Source organism: Citrobacter sp. C348 (genome assembly GCF_047467975.1).
Classification (GTDB): domain Bacteria; phylum Pseudomonadota; class Gammaproteobacteria; order Enterobacterales; family Enterobacteriaceae; genus Citrobacter; species Citrobacter gillenii.
In genome coordinates this window covers 407564-423013 of record NZ_JASJUJ010000004.1, presented here as the reverse complement: position 1 = coordinate 423013, position 15450 = coordinate 407564, and the positions used below count along the sequence as shown (strand labels likewise).

The following is a 15450-nucleotide window of genomic DNA, read 5'->3' as shown; positions in this document are numbered from 1 at the left end:
TCTTTATTCATGGGGAAAAAAAATAGCAAAAACATTAACCTAAGGCTTTAATAAGAGCAGCCTCCTGTTTTTGGGAAGACAAAAGGCGTAGATATCGACGAAAATAGTGGGCTAAACGATAGGTATTTTCCCCTATTGAGCGTTTTATCTTCGGCCCATTTCACGATGAAAAAAATGTAGTATTTTCAATGTGAAACGGTATAAATTCGTTCTTAAATTACAGTCAGGACGTGTATGTTGAATAGTGCTATGAGCGTCGTGATCCTTGCCGCAGGCAAAGGTACACGTATGTATTCCGATCTTCCTAAAGTGCTGCATACCCTCGCGGGCAAATCGATGGTCCAGCATGTCATTGATGCTGCTAATGAATTAGGCGCAACTCGCGTACATCTGGTCTACGGACACGGTGGCGATCTGCTTAAACAAACGCTGAAAGATGACAACCTGAACTGGGTTCTGCAAGCAGAGCAGTTGGGTACCGGTCATGCTATGCAGCAGGCGGCGCCATTCTTTGGTGATGACGAAGACATTTTGATGCTTTATGGCGATGTTCCGCTCATCTCCACCGACACCTTACAGCGTCTGCGCGATGCAAAACCGCAGGGTGGCATCGGCCTGTTAACGGTGAAACTGGATGACCCAACCGGCTACGGGCGTATTACGCGTGAAAACGGCGTGGTTACTGGCATCGTTGAGCATAAAGATGCCACCGACGAGCAGCGTCAGATTCAGGAAATCAATACCGGTATTCTGGTGGCTAACGGTGCAGACATGAAGCGCTGGCTGGCAAAACTCACCAACAACAATGCGCAGGGTGAATACTACATCACCGATATCATTGCGATGGCCTATCATGAAGGACGTGAGATTGCCGCAGTACATCCGACGCGTATTAGCGAAACGGAAGGCGTCAATAATCGTCTGCAGCTTTCCCGCCTGGAGCGCGTTTATCAGTCCGAGCAGGCAGAAAAACTGCTGCTGGCTGGCGTGATGCTGCGCGATCCGGCGCGTTTTGATCTACGCGGTACGCTTATTCACGGGCGCGATGTTGAAATTGATACTAACGTTATCATTGAAGGTCACGTGACCCTCGGCGATCGCGTCAAGATTGGCGCAGGTTGCGTCATCAAGAACAGCGTGATTGGTGATGACTGTGAGCTTAGCCCATACAGCGTTGTGGAAGATGCACGCCTCGATGCGGCATGTACTATTGGTCCGTTTGCACGTTTACGTCCCGGTGCTGAGCTGCAGGAAGGCGCACACGTGGGTAACTTCGTCGAAATGAAAAAAGCGCGTCTGGGTAAAGGCTCCAAAGCCGGTCATCTGACGTATCTGGGCGATGCAGAAATTGGCGATAACGTGAACATCGGCGCAGGGACTATTACCTGCAACTACGATGGTGCCAATAAGTTTAAAACCATTATTGGCGACGATGTGTTTGTTGGTTCTGATACTCAGCTGGTGGCGCCTGTCTCCGTGGGTAAAGGCGCGACTATTGCCGCCGGGACCACCGTAACGCGTGATGTCGCGGATAACGAACTGGTTATCAGCCGGGTACCGCAGGTCCATAAACAGGGCTGGAAGCGTCCGGTGAAGAAGAAGTAATTAATTTTTGCTGGATGGCGACTTTGCCTTATCTGACCTACGTGCGGTGACGTTCAGTAGGCCTGATAAACGTGATTGCCATCAGGCAGACAAGAGATGAGGGGATAATATAATCCTCCGCTCAACACGCAGTACCATAAAAATAACCCCACTCTCTACAAGGCTCGGGGCGCCCGGAATACGGGTATTACCCAAAGTATTTCACGCTGTAGCAAGGCGGCAAACTTGGGAATCTACGGGAGCTTACTAAAGTAAGTGACCGTAGTGAGCAAGTGTAGCCAACGCAGCTACGGCGTGAAAGACGAAGGGGAAACAGGTTGACCGACAACGACAGGCACAATGCCTAAATTCGGAATCTAAAAATATGTGTGGAATTGTTGGCGCTATCGCGCAGCGTGATGTTGCTGAAATCCTTCTCGAAGGTTTACGTCGTCTGGAATATCGTGGTTATGACTCTGCCGGTCTGGCAGTTGTCGATGCTGAAGGCAAAATGACCCGTCTGCGTCGTCTGGGCAAAGTACAGATGCTTACCGCGGCTGCGGAAGATCATCCGTTACATGGCGGCACCGGTATTGCTCACACGCGTTGGGCAACGCACGGCGAACCTTCAGAAGCGAACGCGCATCCGCATGTTTCTGATCACATTGTGGTGGTGCATAACGGCATCATCGAAAACCATGAACCGCTGCGTGAAATGCTGAAAACACGTGGCTACACTTTCGTGTCAGAAACCGACACCGAAGTGATTGCTCACCTGGTGCACTGGGAGCTGGAGCAGGGCGGTACTCTGCGTGAGGCCGTACTGCGGACTATCCCGCAGCTGCGCGGTGCATACGGTACGGTGATCATGGATACCCGTAACCCTGAAATCCTGCTGGCGGCGCGTTCTGGTAGCCCGCTGGTAATTGGTTTGGGCATGGGTGAGAACTTTATCGCTTCCGATCAGCTGGCGCTGCTGCCGGTAACCCGTCGCTTTATCTTCCTGGAAGAAGGCGATATTGCGGAAGTGACTCGTCGTTCAGTGACCATTTTCGACAAGTCTGGCGTGGAAGTTAAACGTCAGGATATTGAATCCAGTCTGCAATATGACGCGGGCGAAAAAGGTATCTATCGCCACTACATGCAGAAAGAGATCTACGAACAGCCGAATGCGATCAAAAATACGCTGACCGGGCGCATCAGCCACGGTGAGGTGGATTTAAGCGAGCTGGGTCCGCATGCCAACGAGATGCTGTCTCAGGTGGAGCATATTCAGATCATCGCCTGTGGTACGTCGTACAACTCCGGTATGGTGTCTCGCTACTGGTTTGAGTCGCTGGCGGGTATTCCGTGTGATGTAGAAATCGCCTCTGAATTCCGTTACCGCAAATCAGCGGTGCGTCGCAACAGCCTGATGATCACCCTGTCCCAGTCTGGTGAAACGGCGGATACCCTGGCGGGTCTGCGCTTATCAAAAGAGCTGGGTTATCTGGGTTCGCTGGCGATTTGTAACGTACCGGGTTCTTCTCTGGTGCGTGAATCCGACCTGGCGATGATGACCAACGCCGGTACCGAAATCGGCGTGGCCTCCACGAAAGCATTTACCACCCAACTGACTGTACTGCTGATGCTGGTGGCGAAACTGTCACGTCTTAAAGGCCTGGATGCGTCTATTGAGCATGACATCGTTCACGGTCTGCAGGCGCTGCCGAACCGTATTGAGCAGATGCTGTCTCAGGACAAGCGCATTGCTGCCCTGGCAGAAGATTTCTCTGACAAACACCATGCGCTGTTCCTCGGCCGTGGCGATCAGTATCCGATTGCGCTGGAAGGCGCGCTGAAGCTGAAAGAGATCTCTTATATTCACGCGGAAGCCTACGCAGCTGGCGAGCTGAAACACGGCCCGCTGGCGCTGATTGATGCGGATATGCCGGTTATCGTCGTGGCACCGAACAACGAACTGTTGGAAAAACTGAAATCCAACATTGAAGAAGTTCGTGCCCGTGGCGGCCAACTGTACGTCTTCGCCGATCAAGATGCGGGCTTTACCAGCAACGAAAACATGCACATCATTGAGATGCCGCATGTGGAAGAGGTGATTGCTCCGATCTTCTATACCGTTCCGCTGCAACTGCTGGCGTATCACGTGGCGCTGATTAAAGGCACCGATGTCGATCAGCCGCGCAACCTGGCGAAGTCGGTTACCGTAGAGTAACGCGCCACGCGATTTATCGCGGAGATAGCGCTAAAAATCCGGCGTGCTGTTACGGCACTCCGGGTTTTTTTATGTCTAAAATCAGTATATTAAGTGAGGCAGAAGATGACGCAGGACTATCGTAAGTCGGTGTTCAGGGCAATGGACTACATCAGCCAGCATCTGGATCTTAATCCGACTCTGGAAGAGGTCTCGCGCGAGGTCGCTGTGTCCTGCTATCACTTTCATCGCATCTTCAAAGCACAGGTTGGCGAAACGGTCGCTGAATTTACCCGTCGTCTGCGGATGGAAAAGGCCGCTATGAGCCTGATTGACGCACCGCATAGCGATATTACCGGGCTGGCATTACAGGTCGGATTTTCCAGTTCGCAAAACTTTGCCCGGGCATTTCGCCGTCATTTTCCCGTATCGCCAGGCGAATTTCGTCGCTCCCTTCGGGAGGCAATAAAAAGCAAGACAGGACACGTCTCTCAGCAAAAAAGCACCTATTCTCAGTGCGATACTACCCAAGCACACTGGCATACAGCAGGCTTTTTGGGCGCAAAAGTCATTGCGCTCCCCACGCGTAGGGTCGCATTTATGCGCCGATTTGGACCATACGGTAAAGAGACCTGCCAACAAACGCATCAGGACTTGTTGACCTCGTTGCCCGCCAGAACGCCGTTACAGCCTGCCGGAATGCTATGTGTTTACTGGGATCCGCCAGATGTGACGGCAGAACAGCATTGCCGCACGGATGTTGGTTTTGAACTCAGCGAGGGGGAGCAGGTCAGTCGACATATCGCCGTGCAGACAATAGCCGCCGGAAATTATCTGGTATGCAAGTGCGCAGCTTGGGGAGCAGATAGATAACACCTGGGATCTGGCCTTTGCCTGGATGCGAACCAAAGGACTTATTAAGAGCGATAAGCCCTGCTATGAAATTTATTATAACGAAACCAATATTGCCCGCGATTATTATGTCTATGACATTTGCATCCCTTTGAATTAGCTACAGAAAAACAGTGTTCTATAAAGCAATGAATACGTTTATTTTCACATAATGGAGTTAATCGTTTATGAGAGTTTCAATGCTTTTTCTGGCATGTTCACTGGCCTTCACTTCCGCTGCTGTAAGTGCTCAGGAAGGAAATAACAAAACGCTTATTTTTGGTGGCGAGATCTATAGTGCCGATCCGGATAATCCCTATCCAGAAGCTATTGTTATTGAAGGCAAAAAAATTATCGCTGTCGGACAGTATAAAGATGTGCAGAAGCTGGCGGGATCAGATGCCCGGCGGGTTAATTTGCAGGGAAAATACCTGATGCCGGGATTGATCGACAGCCACGCCCATGTGGCGGATGGGGGCTTTAAAACGCTCACCGTTGAGTTTCCGGAAGGGCTGACAAAGGCTGCGGCGATTAAAAGTTTCGTTGAAAAGAATAAGAATAACCCTCAGCGCGATCTCAAGGGTGTTCAGTTTTACAGTAATGTATCTCTGGATTACTGGGACAACATTCAGTTACTGGATAGCGTATTTAATGCGCCAGAATACCAGAATACGCCAGTGGTGCTGGCCGGATCGGATGCCCATACCGGCTGGGTTAATAAAGCAATGCTGCGCAAAGCCAGCTTGGATCCGCAGAGTATTGCCGATGCGGGCAGCAGTATTAAAACCAACGTTGGGCTAACAGCCACTGGAAAACTTAACGGCTTTGTCTCCGAAGGCGCATGGGATCGGGTGCTCGGTGCCATTCCTCCCGTCGATAACGACAAAATTGCGCTGTCGATTATCGCTGGATCAAAGGTGATGAACCGCTATGGTATCACCGCCTGGATGGAGCCGCTGAGCAACCTGCGCCCGCTGGCACCGTCATTTGATGCTCACCCGGGACGCAACGATGAAGGGCTACTTCCGGCGTACAGTTCTCTGGCGAAGGACGGAAAACTCACCGCCCACGTAACCGGTCTGGCATTGGTCAATATTAACGCTTCTCCAGCAGCCATTGATGACGTAGTGGCTATCAGGGATAAATATGCCGGAATACCCGATATCAAGCTGGCTGGGATTAAAATCTTTCAGGACGGCGTGATTGAATATCCGTCCCAGACGGCGAAGTTGAGTCAGTCATACCTGAACCGGCTTGGATATAGCGGTAGCGATTCGCTCGACCAGGTAAAGTTCTGCTCGCTGGTGGCCAAAGCGGATGCTGAAAAGCTGATAACGCACTTTCATGCTATCGGCGATCGTGCTGTGCAGGAGTCGCTGGTGCGGTGGCCTGCGCGCGTGAAAAAAATGGTAACAGTGGCATTTTGCATAGCATCACCCATCTGGAAATCGTTAGCCCGCAGAGCCTTCCTCGTTTTCAGCAACTGAATGTCGCGGCCTCTATGCAGCTGCTGTGGGCAGGTAAAGACCCTGCAACGACAACCCTACTGGAGGGCAAGGTGCCCACTCCGTTACTGCAACACCTCTATCCTGCTGGCAGTCTGTACCGTCATCATGCGCTGATTGCCGGGGCCAGCGACTGGTCGGTATCCAGCCCCAACCCGCTGTTGGCGATCTATACGGCGGTTACGCGGATAGGGGAAGAGGGCGAATTGCCACCTGAAAGTGAAAAAATCAGCCGTGCCGCGATGCTACAGGCTTATACCCTGAACGCGGCAAAAGTGATTGGCCGCGATAAAGAAACAGGTTCCATTAGCGTAGGGAAAAGTGCCGATCTGGTGGCATTCGATCGTAATCTTGAAAAAGTGAGTATCGAAGAGTTGAAGGATGCCACAGTGCTCTGGACGATGTTTGCGGGTAAAAAAGTCTACAGTGGGCATTAAGCGCATTGGGTATTAACGCATGCAGAAAGGCCACCGAACGGTGGTCTTTTTACATTCAGAATGTAAGCCGCCAGAAAAAATACGTCACGGCATTTTGATGAAAAATAGTCATCATTGGCTACGCTTTTAGATGTCATATAAAGAAAATTTTTGTGAAACCTTATTGTCATGAAATCTATTAATTCATTGTTTTAAAATTATTTTTTCTAGAGTTGATTTCATTTTTTTTCGTTGTCATAAAACTGTCATATTTCGTACATTTAACTGTCACCTGTTTGTCCTATTTTGCTCATCGTAGCCACTTAAACAATGATTTACGAAAACCGTGCAGGAGACATTATGAAAGTTATGCGTACCACTGTCGCAACTGTTGTCGCCGCGACCTTATCGATGAGCGCTTTCTCTGTATTTGCAGCAGCAAGCCTGACAGGTGCAGGTGCAACTTTTCCTGCGCCGGTGTATGCCAAATGGGCTGATACTTATCAGAAAGAGACCGGTAGTAAAGTCAACTACCAGGGTATCGGCTCCTCCGGTGGTGTAAAACAAATTACGGCCAATACCGTTGATTTCGGCGCATCTGATGCACCGTTGTCTGATGAGAAACTGGCACAGGAAGGCCTGTTCCAGTTCCCGACCGTGATCGGCGGTGTGGTGCTGGCTGTAAATATCCCTGGCCTGAAATCCGGCGAACTGGTGCTGGACGGTAAGACCCTAGGTGATATCTACCTCGGCAAAATCAAGAAGTGGGATGATGAAGCCATCACCAAACTGAACCCAGGGCTGAAACTGCCTTCGCAGAACATCGCCGTTGTGCGTCGTGCTGATGGTTCCGGTACCTCTTTCGTGTTCACCAGCTACTTGGCAAAAGTGAACGAAGAGTGGAAATCTAAAATTGGTGCAGGCTCTACCGTTAACTGGCCAACCGGTCTGGGTGGTAAAGGTAACGACGGTATCGCCGCGTTCGTACAGCGTCTGCCAGGCTCCATTGGTTACGTTGAATATGCTTACGCTAAGCAGAACAACCTGGCCTATACCAAACTGATTTCTGCTGACGGTAAACCGGTAAGCCCGACCGAAGAAAACTTTGCAAATGCGGCAAAAGGCGCTGACTGGAGCAAAACCTTCGCCCAGGATCTGACTAACCAGAAAGGTGATGAGGCGTGGCCGATTACGTCCACCACATTCATCCTGGTTCACAAAGAGCAGAAGAAACCTGAGCAGGGCGTTGAAGTGCTGAAGTTCTTTGACTGGGCGTACAAAAATGGCGGTAAACAGGCGAATGACCTGGATTACGCCAGTCTGCCGGATAGCGTGGTTGAGCAGATTCGCGCTGCATGGAAGACCAATGTAAAGGACAGCAGCGGTAAAGCGCTGTACTAAATACCCGTCATACTTCGAGCAGCAACTGTGTTGGCTGCGTTTGTTCACCCCAGTCACATAGTGAATCTATGCTCCTGGGGATTCACAAGCTTGCCGCCTTGCTGCAACTCGAATTATTTAGGGTATGGCATTACGTTAGCCAGGAAGCACGATAAAATGCGCGTTTCCTGGCCCAAACTTAAAGAGTGATTTATGGCTGCAACCAAGCCTGCTTTTAACCCACCGGGTAAAAAGGGTGACATGATATTCAGCGTGCTGGTAAAACTGGCTGCGCTGATTGTGCTATTGATGTTGGGTGGCATTATTGTCTCTCTGATCATCTCCTCCTGGCCAAGCATCCAGAAATTTGGCTTCTCATTCCTGTGGACCAAAGACTGGGATGCGCCAAACGACATCTACGGTGCGCTGGTACCGATTTACGGTACGCTGGTTACCTCGTTTATCGCCTTGCTGATTGCCGTTCCGGTGAGCTTCGGCATCGCATTATTTCTGACTGAGTTGGCACCGAACTGGCTGCGTCGCCCGCTGGGCATTGCAATTGAACTGCTGGCGGCGATCCCGAGTATTGTTTACGGCATGTGGGGCCTGTTTATTTTTGCCCCGCTGTTTGCAACCTACTTCCAGGAACCGGTGGGTAACATCCTTTCCAACATTCCGTTTGTGGGTGCCCTGTTTGCGGGTCCGGCCTTTGGCATCGGTATTCTGGCAGCCGGTGTGATCCTGGCCATTATGATCATCCCGTACATTGCGGCGGTTATGCGCGATGTGTTCGAACAAACGCCGGTACTGATGAAAGAGTCAGCCTACGGCATCGGCTGTACCACCTGGGAAGTCATCTGGCGTATCGTCCTGCCGTTCACCAAAAATGGGGTGATTGGCGGCGTGATGTTGGGTCTTGGCCGCGCGCTGGGTGAAACCATGGCGGTGACCTTTATCATCGGTAACACCTACCAGCTCGACAGTGCATCGCTGTTTATGCCGGGTAACAGTATTACCTCTGCGTTGGCGAATGAATTTGCCGAAGCGGAATCTGGCCTGCATGTGGCTGCGTTGATGGAACTGGGGCTGATCCTGTTTGTGATTACCTTCATCGTGCTGGCAGCGTCTAAGTTCATGATCATGCGCCTTGCGAAGAACGAGGGGGCACGCTAATGGCTACGCTTGATATGCAAAACACCGCCGCGCTGGCGGAGTCTCGTCGTAAGATGCAGGCGCGTCGCCGCTTGAAAAACCGCATCGCACTGACGCTCTCAATGGGGACGATGGCGTTCGGTCTGTTCTGGTTGGTGTGGATCCTGTTCTCAACGGTGGTTCGCGGTATCGACGGTATGTCGCTGGCGCTGTTCACTGAAATGACGCCGCCGCCGAATACGGCGGGTGGCGGTCTGGCGAATGCCCTGGCGGGCAGCGGGCTGTTGATCCTGTGGGCGACCGTGTTGGGTACGCCGCTCGGTATTATGGCGGGCATCTATCTGGCCGAGTACGGGCGTAAGTCCTGGCTGGCTGAGATTATTCGCTTTATCAACGACATCCTGCTGTCTGCGCCGTCGATTGTTGTGGGTCTGTTCGTTTACACCGTGGTCGTCGCGAAAATGGAGCACTTCTCTGGCTGGGCGGGCGTGATTGCGCTGGCGCTGCTGCAGGTGCCAATCGTGATTCGTACCACCGAAAACATGCTCAAACTGGTGCCGGATAGCCTGCGTGAAGCGGCCTATGCGCTGGGTACGCCGAAGTGGAAGATGATTTCAGCGATCACCCTGAAGGCGTCTGTCTCCGGCATTATCACCGGTGTCTTGCTGGCGATTGCGCGTATTGCCGGTGAAACCGCTCCGCTGCTGTTTACATCGCTCTCCAATCAGTTCTGGAGCACCGACATGATGCAGCCGATAGCCAACCTGCCGGTGACCATCTTTAAGTTTGCGATGAGTCCATTTGTGGAATGGCAGCAACTGGCCTGGGCCGGGGTGCTGATTATTACCCTGTGCGTACTGCTGCTGAACATTCTGGCGCGCGTTATTTTCGCGAAGAAGAAACACGGTTAAGACGAATTGCCGGATGGCGGCGTAAACGCCTTATCCGGCCTACGGTCGAACATATTTGTAGGCCTGATAAGCTGCGCGCCATCAGGCATGATAAGGAATAGATTGAAATGAGTATGGTTGATACTGCCCCAGGTAAGATTCAGGTTCGTGATTTGAACTTCTACTACGGCAAATTCCATGCCCTGAAGAACATCAACCTGGATATCGCTAAAAACCAGGTCACGGCGTTTATCGGGCCATCAGGCTGTGGTAAATCAACGCTTCTGCGTACCTTCAACAAAATGTTTGAACTGTATCCAGAACAGCGTGCGGAAGGTGAAATCCTGCTGGATGGCGACAATATTCTCACCAATACCCAGGATATCGCGCTGCTGCGTGCCAAAGTAGGGATGGTGTTCCAGAAGCCGACGCCGTTCCCGATGTCCATCTACGACAACATCGCGTTTGGTGTCCGTCTGTTTGAAAAACTCTCGCGTGCAGATATGGACGAGCGCGTGCAGTGGGCCTTGACCAAGGCCGCATTATGGAATGAAACCAAAGATAAACTACACCAGAGCGGGTACTCTCTCTCCGGTGGTCAGCAGCAGCGTTTGTGCATTGCGCGTGGTATTGCCATTCGCCCTGAAGTGTTGCTGCTGGATGAGCCGTGTTCGGCGCTCGACCCGATCTCTACCGGGCGTATTGAAGAGCTGATCACCGAGCTGAAAGAGGATTACACCGTCGTTATCGTTACCCACAACATGCAGCAGGCTGCGCGTTGTTCCGACCACACGGCGTTTATGTACCTGGGCGAGTTGATTGAGTTCAGCAACACGGACGATCTGTTCACCAAGCCCGCGAAGAAACAAACAGAAGATTATATCACCGGACGTTACGGTTGATTCAGGAGCGCGTTATGGACAGTCTGAACCTTAATAAACATATTTCCGGCCAGTTCAACGCAGAACTGGAAAGCATCCGCACCCAGGTAATGACCATGGGCGGCATGGTGGAGCAGCAGCTTTCTGATGCCATTACCGCTATGCACAACCAGGACAGCGAGCTGGCGAAGCGCGTCATTGAGGGTGATAAGAACGTCAACATGATGGAAGTGGCGATTGATGAAGCCTGTGTGCGCATCATTGCCAAGCGTCAGCCGACGGCGAGCGACCTGCGCCTGGTGATGGCAATCATCAAAACTATCGCCGAGCTGGAACGTATTGGTGATGTAGCGGATAAAATTTGCCGTACCGCGCTGGAGAAATTCTCCCTGCAGCATCAGCCGTTGCTGGTAAGCCTGGAATCACTGGGTCGCCATACGGTGCAAATGCTGCATGATGTTCTGGATGCATTTGCGCGGATGGATCTGGACGAAGCGGTGCGTATTTACCGTGAAGACAGGAAAGTTGACCAGGAATATGAGGGCATCGTACGCCAACTGATGACCTATATGATGGAAGACCCGCGCACCATTCCGAGCGTGCTGACCGCACTGTTCTGCGCCCGTTCTATCGAGCGTATCGGTGACCGTTGCCAGAATATTTGCGAATACATCTTCTACTTCGTGAAGGGACAAGATTTCCGTCACGTCGGCGGCGATGAGCTGGATAAGCTGCTGGCGGGTAAAGACCCGAAGGAATAAGCGGCTTGTTGCGTTCGCCGGGATCCCCGGCGTCGCTATTGTAGGCCGGATAAGGCGTTACGCCGCATCCGGCATTCTGCGCCATCCGCTTGATGGCGCTTTGCTTATCAGGCCTACTGTTTAATCGACGATATTCCAACCCCGCGCCTTCCACAATGCCGGCAATTGTGCCAGATCGGTAAAGGTCGTCACTTTAGGATGATCGATCGGTTTGTTGTGCGAATCGGCGCAGAAGTAGAACACCTCCATCCCGGCATCAATCCCTGACTGCGCACCCGCTGCAGAATCATCCACCAGAATGCAGTTTTGCGGATTGACGTTCATGGCTTTTGCCGCATGGAACATCAGCGCCGGATCGGGCTTCCAGCGTTGGATATCATAGCCGCTGAACAGTAAATCCGGGAAATGATGCAGCATGCCTAGCTTGCCCAACGAGTGCTGCATTTTGCTGACCGGACCGTTCGACACCACGCACATCGGCACTGCCATGCTATCCAGCAGCGCGTTGGCACCCGCAATCACCTCCAGTTCCGTATCGAACAGGCGTGCGACCTCGGCGCGGTAAATCGGTTCTAGTTCGGCTTTTGCCAGTTCGACACCGTGCTCGTCGTTGATAATGTCGATGATCTCGTAGAGCTTTACCCCCTTGAAGCGTTTAAACGTCTCTTCAAGATCGAGCGTAATGCCAAACGCCTGGAACATGCTGACATACGCGCGAGAACAAATGACTTCACTGTCGACGAGGGTTCCGTCACAGTCAAAAAATACAGCTTCTATCTGGGACATGTCATTTCCGTTTTAACAAGTTTAACGTTTACGTACAGCATTATTGGGCGACGCAATCGTTGCCGTATAAGCAAAATCAATGGAAAAAAATCGCTCATAACCCACCCTATTGTCGCATTTTGGTATAGGATAGCGACGAATTTTCCCTCCTTGTTCGGAAATTGATAATGAGTCAACAACACACAACCCAGGCTTCTGGCCGGGGCATACTGGAACGCGTGTTTAAACTGCGCGAACATGGCACGACGGCACGGACCGAAGTGATCGCCGGTTTCACTACTTTCCTGACGATGGTCTACATCGTTTTCGTCAACCCGCAAATTCTGGGCGTAGCCGGAATGGACACCAGTGCCGTCTTCGTGACCACCTGTCTGATTGCGGCGTTGGGCAGTATCCTGATGGGCGTATTCGCTAACCTGCCGGTGGCGCTGGCGCCAGCGATGGGGCTGAACGCCTTCTTCGCGTTCGTCGTGGTACAGGCAATGGGCCTGCCGTGGCAGGTAGGTATGGGCGCTATCTTCTGGGGTGCGGTGGGTCTGCTGCTGCTGACTATCTTCCGCGTGCGTTACTGGATGATTGCCAACATTCCGGTCAGTCTGCGCGTGGGGATCACCAGCGGTATCGGTCTGTTTATCGGCATGATGGGGCTGAAAAATGCCGGCGTTATCGTGGCGAACAAGGATACGCTGGTTTCCATTGGTAACCTGACTTCTCACAGCGTGCTGCTGGGGGTCTTGGGCTTCTTCATTATCGCTATTCTGGCGTCCCGCAACATTCATGCGGCGGTGCTGGTTTCGATTATCGTCACCACCCTGCTGGGCTGGATGCTGGGCGATGTGCACTATAACGGTATCGTTTCTGCACCACCGAGCATCACCACCGTTGTGGGCCATGTTGACCTTGCCGGGTCGTTCAACCTGGGGCTGGCGGGGGTGATCTTCTCTTTCATGCTGGTTAACCTGTTCGACTCCTCCGGTACGCTTATTGGTGTGACGGACAAAGCGGGTCTGGCCGATGAAAAAGGTAAGTTTCCGCGCATGAAGCAGGCGCTGTTTGTGGATAGCGTCTCCTCGGTTGCCGGGTCCTTTATCGGTACTTCTTCAGTGACTGCGTATATCGAGTCGTCTTCCGGGGTTTCAGTTGGCGGGCGTACTGGCCTGACGGCTGTCGTGGTGGGGATCCTGTTCCTGCTGGTGATTTTCCTGTCGCCGCTGGCGGGAATGGTGCCGCCCTATGCGGCAGCAGGTGCGCTGATTTATGTCGGTGTGCTGATGACCTCCAGCCTGTCACGCGTGAAGTGGGATGACCTGACCGAAGCGGTCCCGGCGTTTATTACCGCCGTGATGATGCCGTTTAGCTTCTCGATTACCGAAGGTATCGCGCTGGGCTTTATTTCCTACTGTGTAATGAAAATCGGTACCGGACGCTTCCGCGACCTCAGCCCATGCGTGATCGTTGTGGCGCTGCTGTTTGTGCTGAAGATTGTGTTTATCGACGCACACTAAAATATCGGTATTCTCTACAGCCCGCCCGGCATTACTGCTGGCGGGCTTTTTCTTTTATGCTTTTACGCGCTGAATATAATCCCCGAAGGCGGCTAACTGGCCCGTCAGGTGATCCAGCGTGCTTTGATCAATCACTTCGCCGGTTTGTGTATCCACTTTATTCTGAATGACACCGCCCATAAACTCCGGTTTATTCATGACCATGGCGTCAAGGAACACCAGAATCTGGCGCAGATGGTACTGACAGCGGGCACCGCCAATCGCGCCCATTGAGCTGGTCTGGATCAGCACCGGTTTGCCTGCCAGAGGCTGATCGGGCAGACGGGACAGCCAGTCGATGGCGTTCTTCAGTCCGCCTGGTACCGAATAGTTATATTCTGGTGTGACAATCACCACGCCATCCGCTTTTCTGATCTGCTCCGCCAGCGCTTCTACGCTTGCCGGAAAACCTTCTTCCTGCTGGAGATCGGCATCGTACAGTGGAATATCGCCAATCGACGGTAATGCGTTGACGTCCATCCCTGCCGGGGCAATTTTTGGCAGCGTACGGGCAACCATTCCATTAAATGAGCCTTTGCGCAGGCTCCCCAGTAACGTAACAACATTCAATGTTTCGGACATGGTTACTCCTGTTTCATCATGAAGGTTAAATCAGTTAAGCGTGTAGCTCTTCGCTGCGGATAATTGAGAGAAGCGGATCAGGCGGCCCGTTGGCGCATTGGCGCGAGTCTGGATATCGGGCAAACTTTTCCAATCCTGCTTACCATCAAACTCCCAAACCTTGAGTTTTTCAATGGCTGGCGTCACCGCGACCGACCACACCAGCACATCTTCCGCATCGCAAATGGCTTCGATCTGCGCCGTATGGGCGCATTTCAGGCGTCCGGCGCCGGGTAACAACTGGAGTTCGCGCGGATCGTCATTGCTCATATCACCGGTAAGTTTGAGTACGCTCTGGCGCAGGGTAATGAGCTGTGCGCGTGCTTCATTCGGATCGCTTTGGTTGTTGATCCACAGGTTTTCGTTGCTGGAAAAGCGCCTGGTGTCCGTCGAATGTGGATAGTTAAACCCACGGATTGCTCGCTGAAGTTCCATATCCAGGCCGCAGCTGCCTTCTGTCGTCAGCGCAACGCCGACGATATTTCCGGCGTAGGAAATGGAAAATCCGGGCAGATTTTTATCGCGAAAGACCGGTTTGCCTTTGGCGTGTTGCACGATTTCGGGCAGCGAGCTGGTGCCGTAAAGCATAAACATCAGTTCAGCGAGGAGGCTTCTGGAGGCCAGAAAGCGTGTTCGGCGGTGAGTTGGGAGGCTGTTTGCTTCGATATGACATGGAGAAGGGAGGCGAACTGAAATCAGGTGTCCCTCCGTAAGAATCCCTCTGGCAAAATGTGTCGCCATTTTTCGCTCCGTGATTAATGGTCCGTGATTATTACCAGAGTAACATTTACACGGCGTCCAGGCAGGCTTTGCTGCCTAAAAATCAGGCGAAAACGGGATACATT

The 15450-nt window shown here is 52.2% G+C and carries 13 protein-coding genes and 1 pseudogene; 11 read left to right on the top strand and 3 right to left on the bottom strand.

Annotation, left to right across the window (positions count from 1 at the left end; translation table 11 throughout):
• Positions 1-234: 234 nt before the first annotated feature.
• The 10 genes and pseudogenes from glmU to phoU all read left to right on the top strand — a co-directional run bounded on the left by glmU (position 235) and on the right by phoU (position 11654).
• Positions 235-1605, top strand: coding sequence for a bifunctional UDP-N-acetylglucosamine diphosphorylase/glucosamine-1-phosphate N-acetyltransferase GlmU (glmU, locus tag QNN86_RS11030; protein ID WP_414211085.1), 1371 nt, complete (start codon positions 235-237; stop codon positions 1603-1605).
• A 364-nt stretch (positions 1606-1969) separates the two neighbouring features.
• Positions 1970-3799: a glutamine--fructose-6-phosphate transaminase (isomerizing) gene (gene glmS / locus QNN86_RS11025; RefSeq protein ID WP_135912819.1), complete on the top strand. Its 1830-nt coding sequence runs from the start codon at positions 1970-1972 to the stop codon at positions 3797-3799.
• A gap of 105 nt (positions 3800-3904) precedes the next feature.
• On the top strand, positions 3905-4651 hold the full coding sequence (locus tag QNN86_RS11020; protein ID WP_414211084.1) for an AraC family transcriptional regulator: 747 nt from the start codon (positions 3905-3907) through the stop codon (positions 4649-4651).
• Positions 4652-4676: 25 nt separating this feature from the next.
• Positions 4677-4790, top strand: coding sequence for a hypothetical protein (locus tag QNN86_RS11015; RefSeq protein WP_414211083.1), 114 nt, complete (start codon positions 4677-4679; stop codon positions 4788-4790).
• Between the two features lie 67 nt (positions 4791-4857).
• A pseudogene (locus tag QNN86_RS11010) lies at positions 4858-6611 on the top strand (amidohydrolase).
• Between the two features lie 339 nt (positions 6612-6950).
• Complete coding sequence (gene pstS / locus QNN86_RS11005) at positions 6951-7991, top strand: phosphate ABC transporter substrate-binding protein PstS (RefSeq protein ID WP_182270684.1); 1041 nt, start codon at positions 6951-6953, stop codon at positions 7989-7991.
• 192 nt (positions 7992-8183) lie between these two features.
• On the top strand, positions 8184-9143 hold the full coding sequence (gene pstC, locus QNN86_RS11000; protein ID WP_181618219.1) for a phosphate ABC transporter permease PstC: 960 nt from the start codon (positions 8184-8186) through the stop codon (positions 9141-9143).
• The gene (pstA, locus tag QNN86_RS10995; RefSeq protein WP_096758986.1) at positions 9143-10033 is read left to right on the top strand and encodes a phosphate ABC transporter permease PstA; all 891 of its coding nucleotides are present in this window, start codon (positions 9143-9145) and stop codon (positions 10031-10033) included. Before pstC ends, pstA begins: the two co-directional genes overlap by 1 nt.
• A 107-nt stretch (positions 10034-10140) precedes the next feature.
• Complete coding sequence (pstB, locus tag QNN86_RS10990; protein ID WP_003023821.1) at positions 10141-10914, top strand: phosphate ABC transporter ATP-binding protein PstB; 774 nt, start codon at positions 10141-10143, stop codon at positions 10912-10914.
• A gap of 14 nt (positions 10915-10928) precedes the next feature.
• Positions 10929-11654 carry a phosphate signaling complex protein PhoU gene (phoU, locus tag QNN86_RS10985; protein WP_115259878.1) on the top strand — a complete coding sequence of 242 codons (726 nt, stop codon included), beginning with the start codon at positions 10929-10931 and terminating at the stop codon, positions 11652-11654.
• 120 nt (positions 11655-11774) lie between these two features.
• Here phoU and yieH read toward each other — a convergent pair whose 3' ends face one another.
• Positions 11775-12440, bottom strand: coding sequence for a 6-phosphogluconate phosphatase (gene yieH / locus QNN86_RS10980; RefSeq protein WP_096758988.1), 666 nt, complete (start codon positions 12438-12440; stop codon positions 11775-11777).
• A 167-nt stretch (positions 12441-12607) separates the two neighbouring features.
• Between yieH and adeP the strand changes: the two genes are divergently transcribed.
• A complete protein-coding gene (gene adeP / locus QNN86_RS10975; RefSeq protein ID WP_138140552.1) occupies positions 12608-13945 on the top strand; it encodes an adenine permease AdeP in 1338 nt (445 codons plus the stop codon).
• Between the two features lie 54 nt (positions 13946-13999).
• Here adeP and QNN86_RS10970 read toward each other — a convergent pair whose 3' ends face one another.
• Both QNN86_RS10970 and QNN86_RS10965 read right to left on the bottom strand, forming a co-directional pair.
• Complete coding sequence (locus tag QNN86_RS10970) at positions 14000-14566, bottom strand: NADPH-dependent FMN reductase (RefSeq protein ID WP_096758989.1); 567 nt, start codon at positions 14564-14566, stop codon at positions 14000-14002.
• 30 nt (positions 14567-14596) lie between these two features.
• Entirely contained in the window at positions 14597-15346 is a 750-nt protein-coding gene (locus tag QNN86_RS10965) for a 4'-phosphopantetheinyl transferase family protein (RefSeq protein ID WP_115259880.1), read from the bottom strand.
• Positions 15347-15450: the final 104 nt, after the last annotated feature.

What these genes read in the sequence shown, in the direction of transcription:
- glmU (WP_414211085.1), top strand. Translation starts at nt 235, where the DNA reads ATGTTGAATAGTGCTATGAGCGTCGTGATCCTTGCCGCAGGCAAAGGT.
- glmS (WP_135912819.1), top strand. Translation starts at nt 1,970, where the DNA reads ATGTGTGGAATTGTTGGCGCTATCGCGCAGCGTGATGTTGCTGAAATC.
- QNN86_RS11020 (WP_414211084.1), top strand. Translation starts at nt 3,905, where the DNA reads ATGACGCAGGACTATCGTAAGTCGGTGTTCAGGGCAATGGACTACATC.
- QNN86_RS11015 (WP_414211083.1), top strand. Translation starts at nt 4,677, where the DNA reads ATGCGAACCAAAGGACTTATTAAGAGCGATAAGCCCTGCTATGAAATT.
- pstS (WP_182270684.1), top strand. Translation starts at nt 6,951, where the DNA reads ATGAAAGTTATGCGTACCACTGTCGCAACTGTTGTCGCCGCGACCTTA.
- pstC (WP_181618219.1), top strand. Translation starts at nt 8,184, where the DNA reads ATGGCTGCAACCAAGCCTGCTTTTAACCCACCGGGTAAAAAGGGTGAC.
- pstA (WP_096758986.1), top strand. Translation starts at nt 9,143, where the DNA reads ATGGCTACGCTTGATATGCAAAACACCGCCGCGCTGGCGGAGTCTCGT.
- pstB (WP_003023821.1), top strand. Translation starts at nt 10,141, where the DNA reads ATGAGTATGGTTGATACTGCCCCAGGTAAGATTCAGGTTCGTGATTTG.
- phoU (WP_115259878.1), top strand. Translation starts at nt 10,929, where the DNA reads ATGGACAGTCTGAACCTTAATAAACATATTTCCGGCCAGTTCAACGCA.
- yieH (WP_096758988.1), bottom strand. Translation starts at nt 12,440, where the DNA reads ATGTCCCAGATAGAAGCTGTATTTTTTGACTGTGACGGAACCCTCGTC.
- adeP (WP_138140552.1), top strand. Translation starts at nt 12,608, where the DNA reads ATGAGTCAACAACACACAACCCAGGCTTCTGGCCGGGGCATACTGGAA.
- QNN86_RS10970 (WP_096758989.1), bottom strand. Translation starts at nt 14,566, where the DNA reads ATGTCCGAAACATTGAATGTTGTTACGTTACTGGGGAGCCTGCGCAAA.
- QNN86_RS10965 (WP_115259880.1), bottom strand. Translation starts at nt 15,346, where the DNA reads ATGGCGACACATTTTGCCAGAGGGATTCTTACGGAGGGACACCTGATT.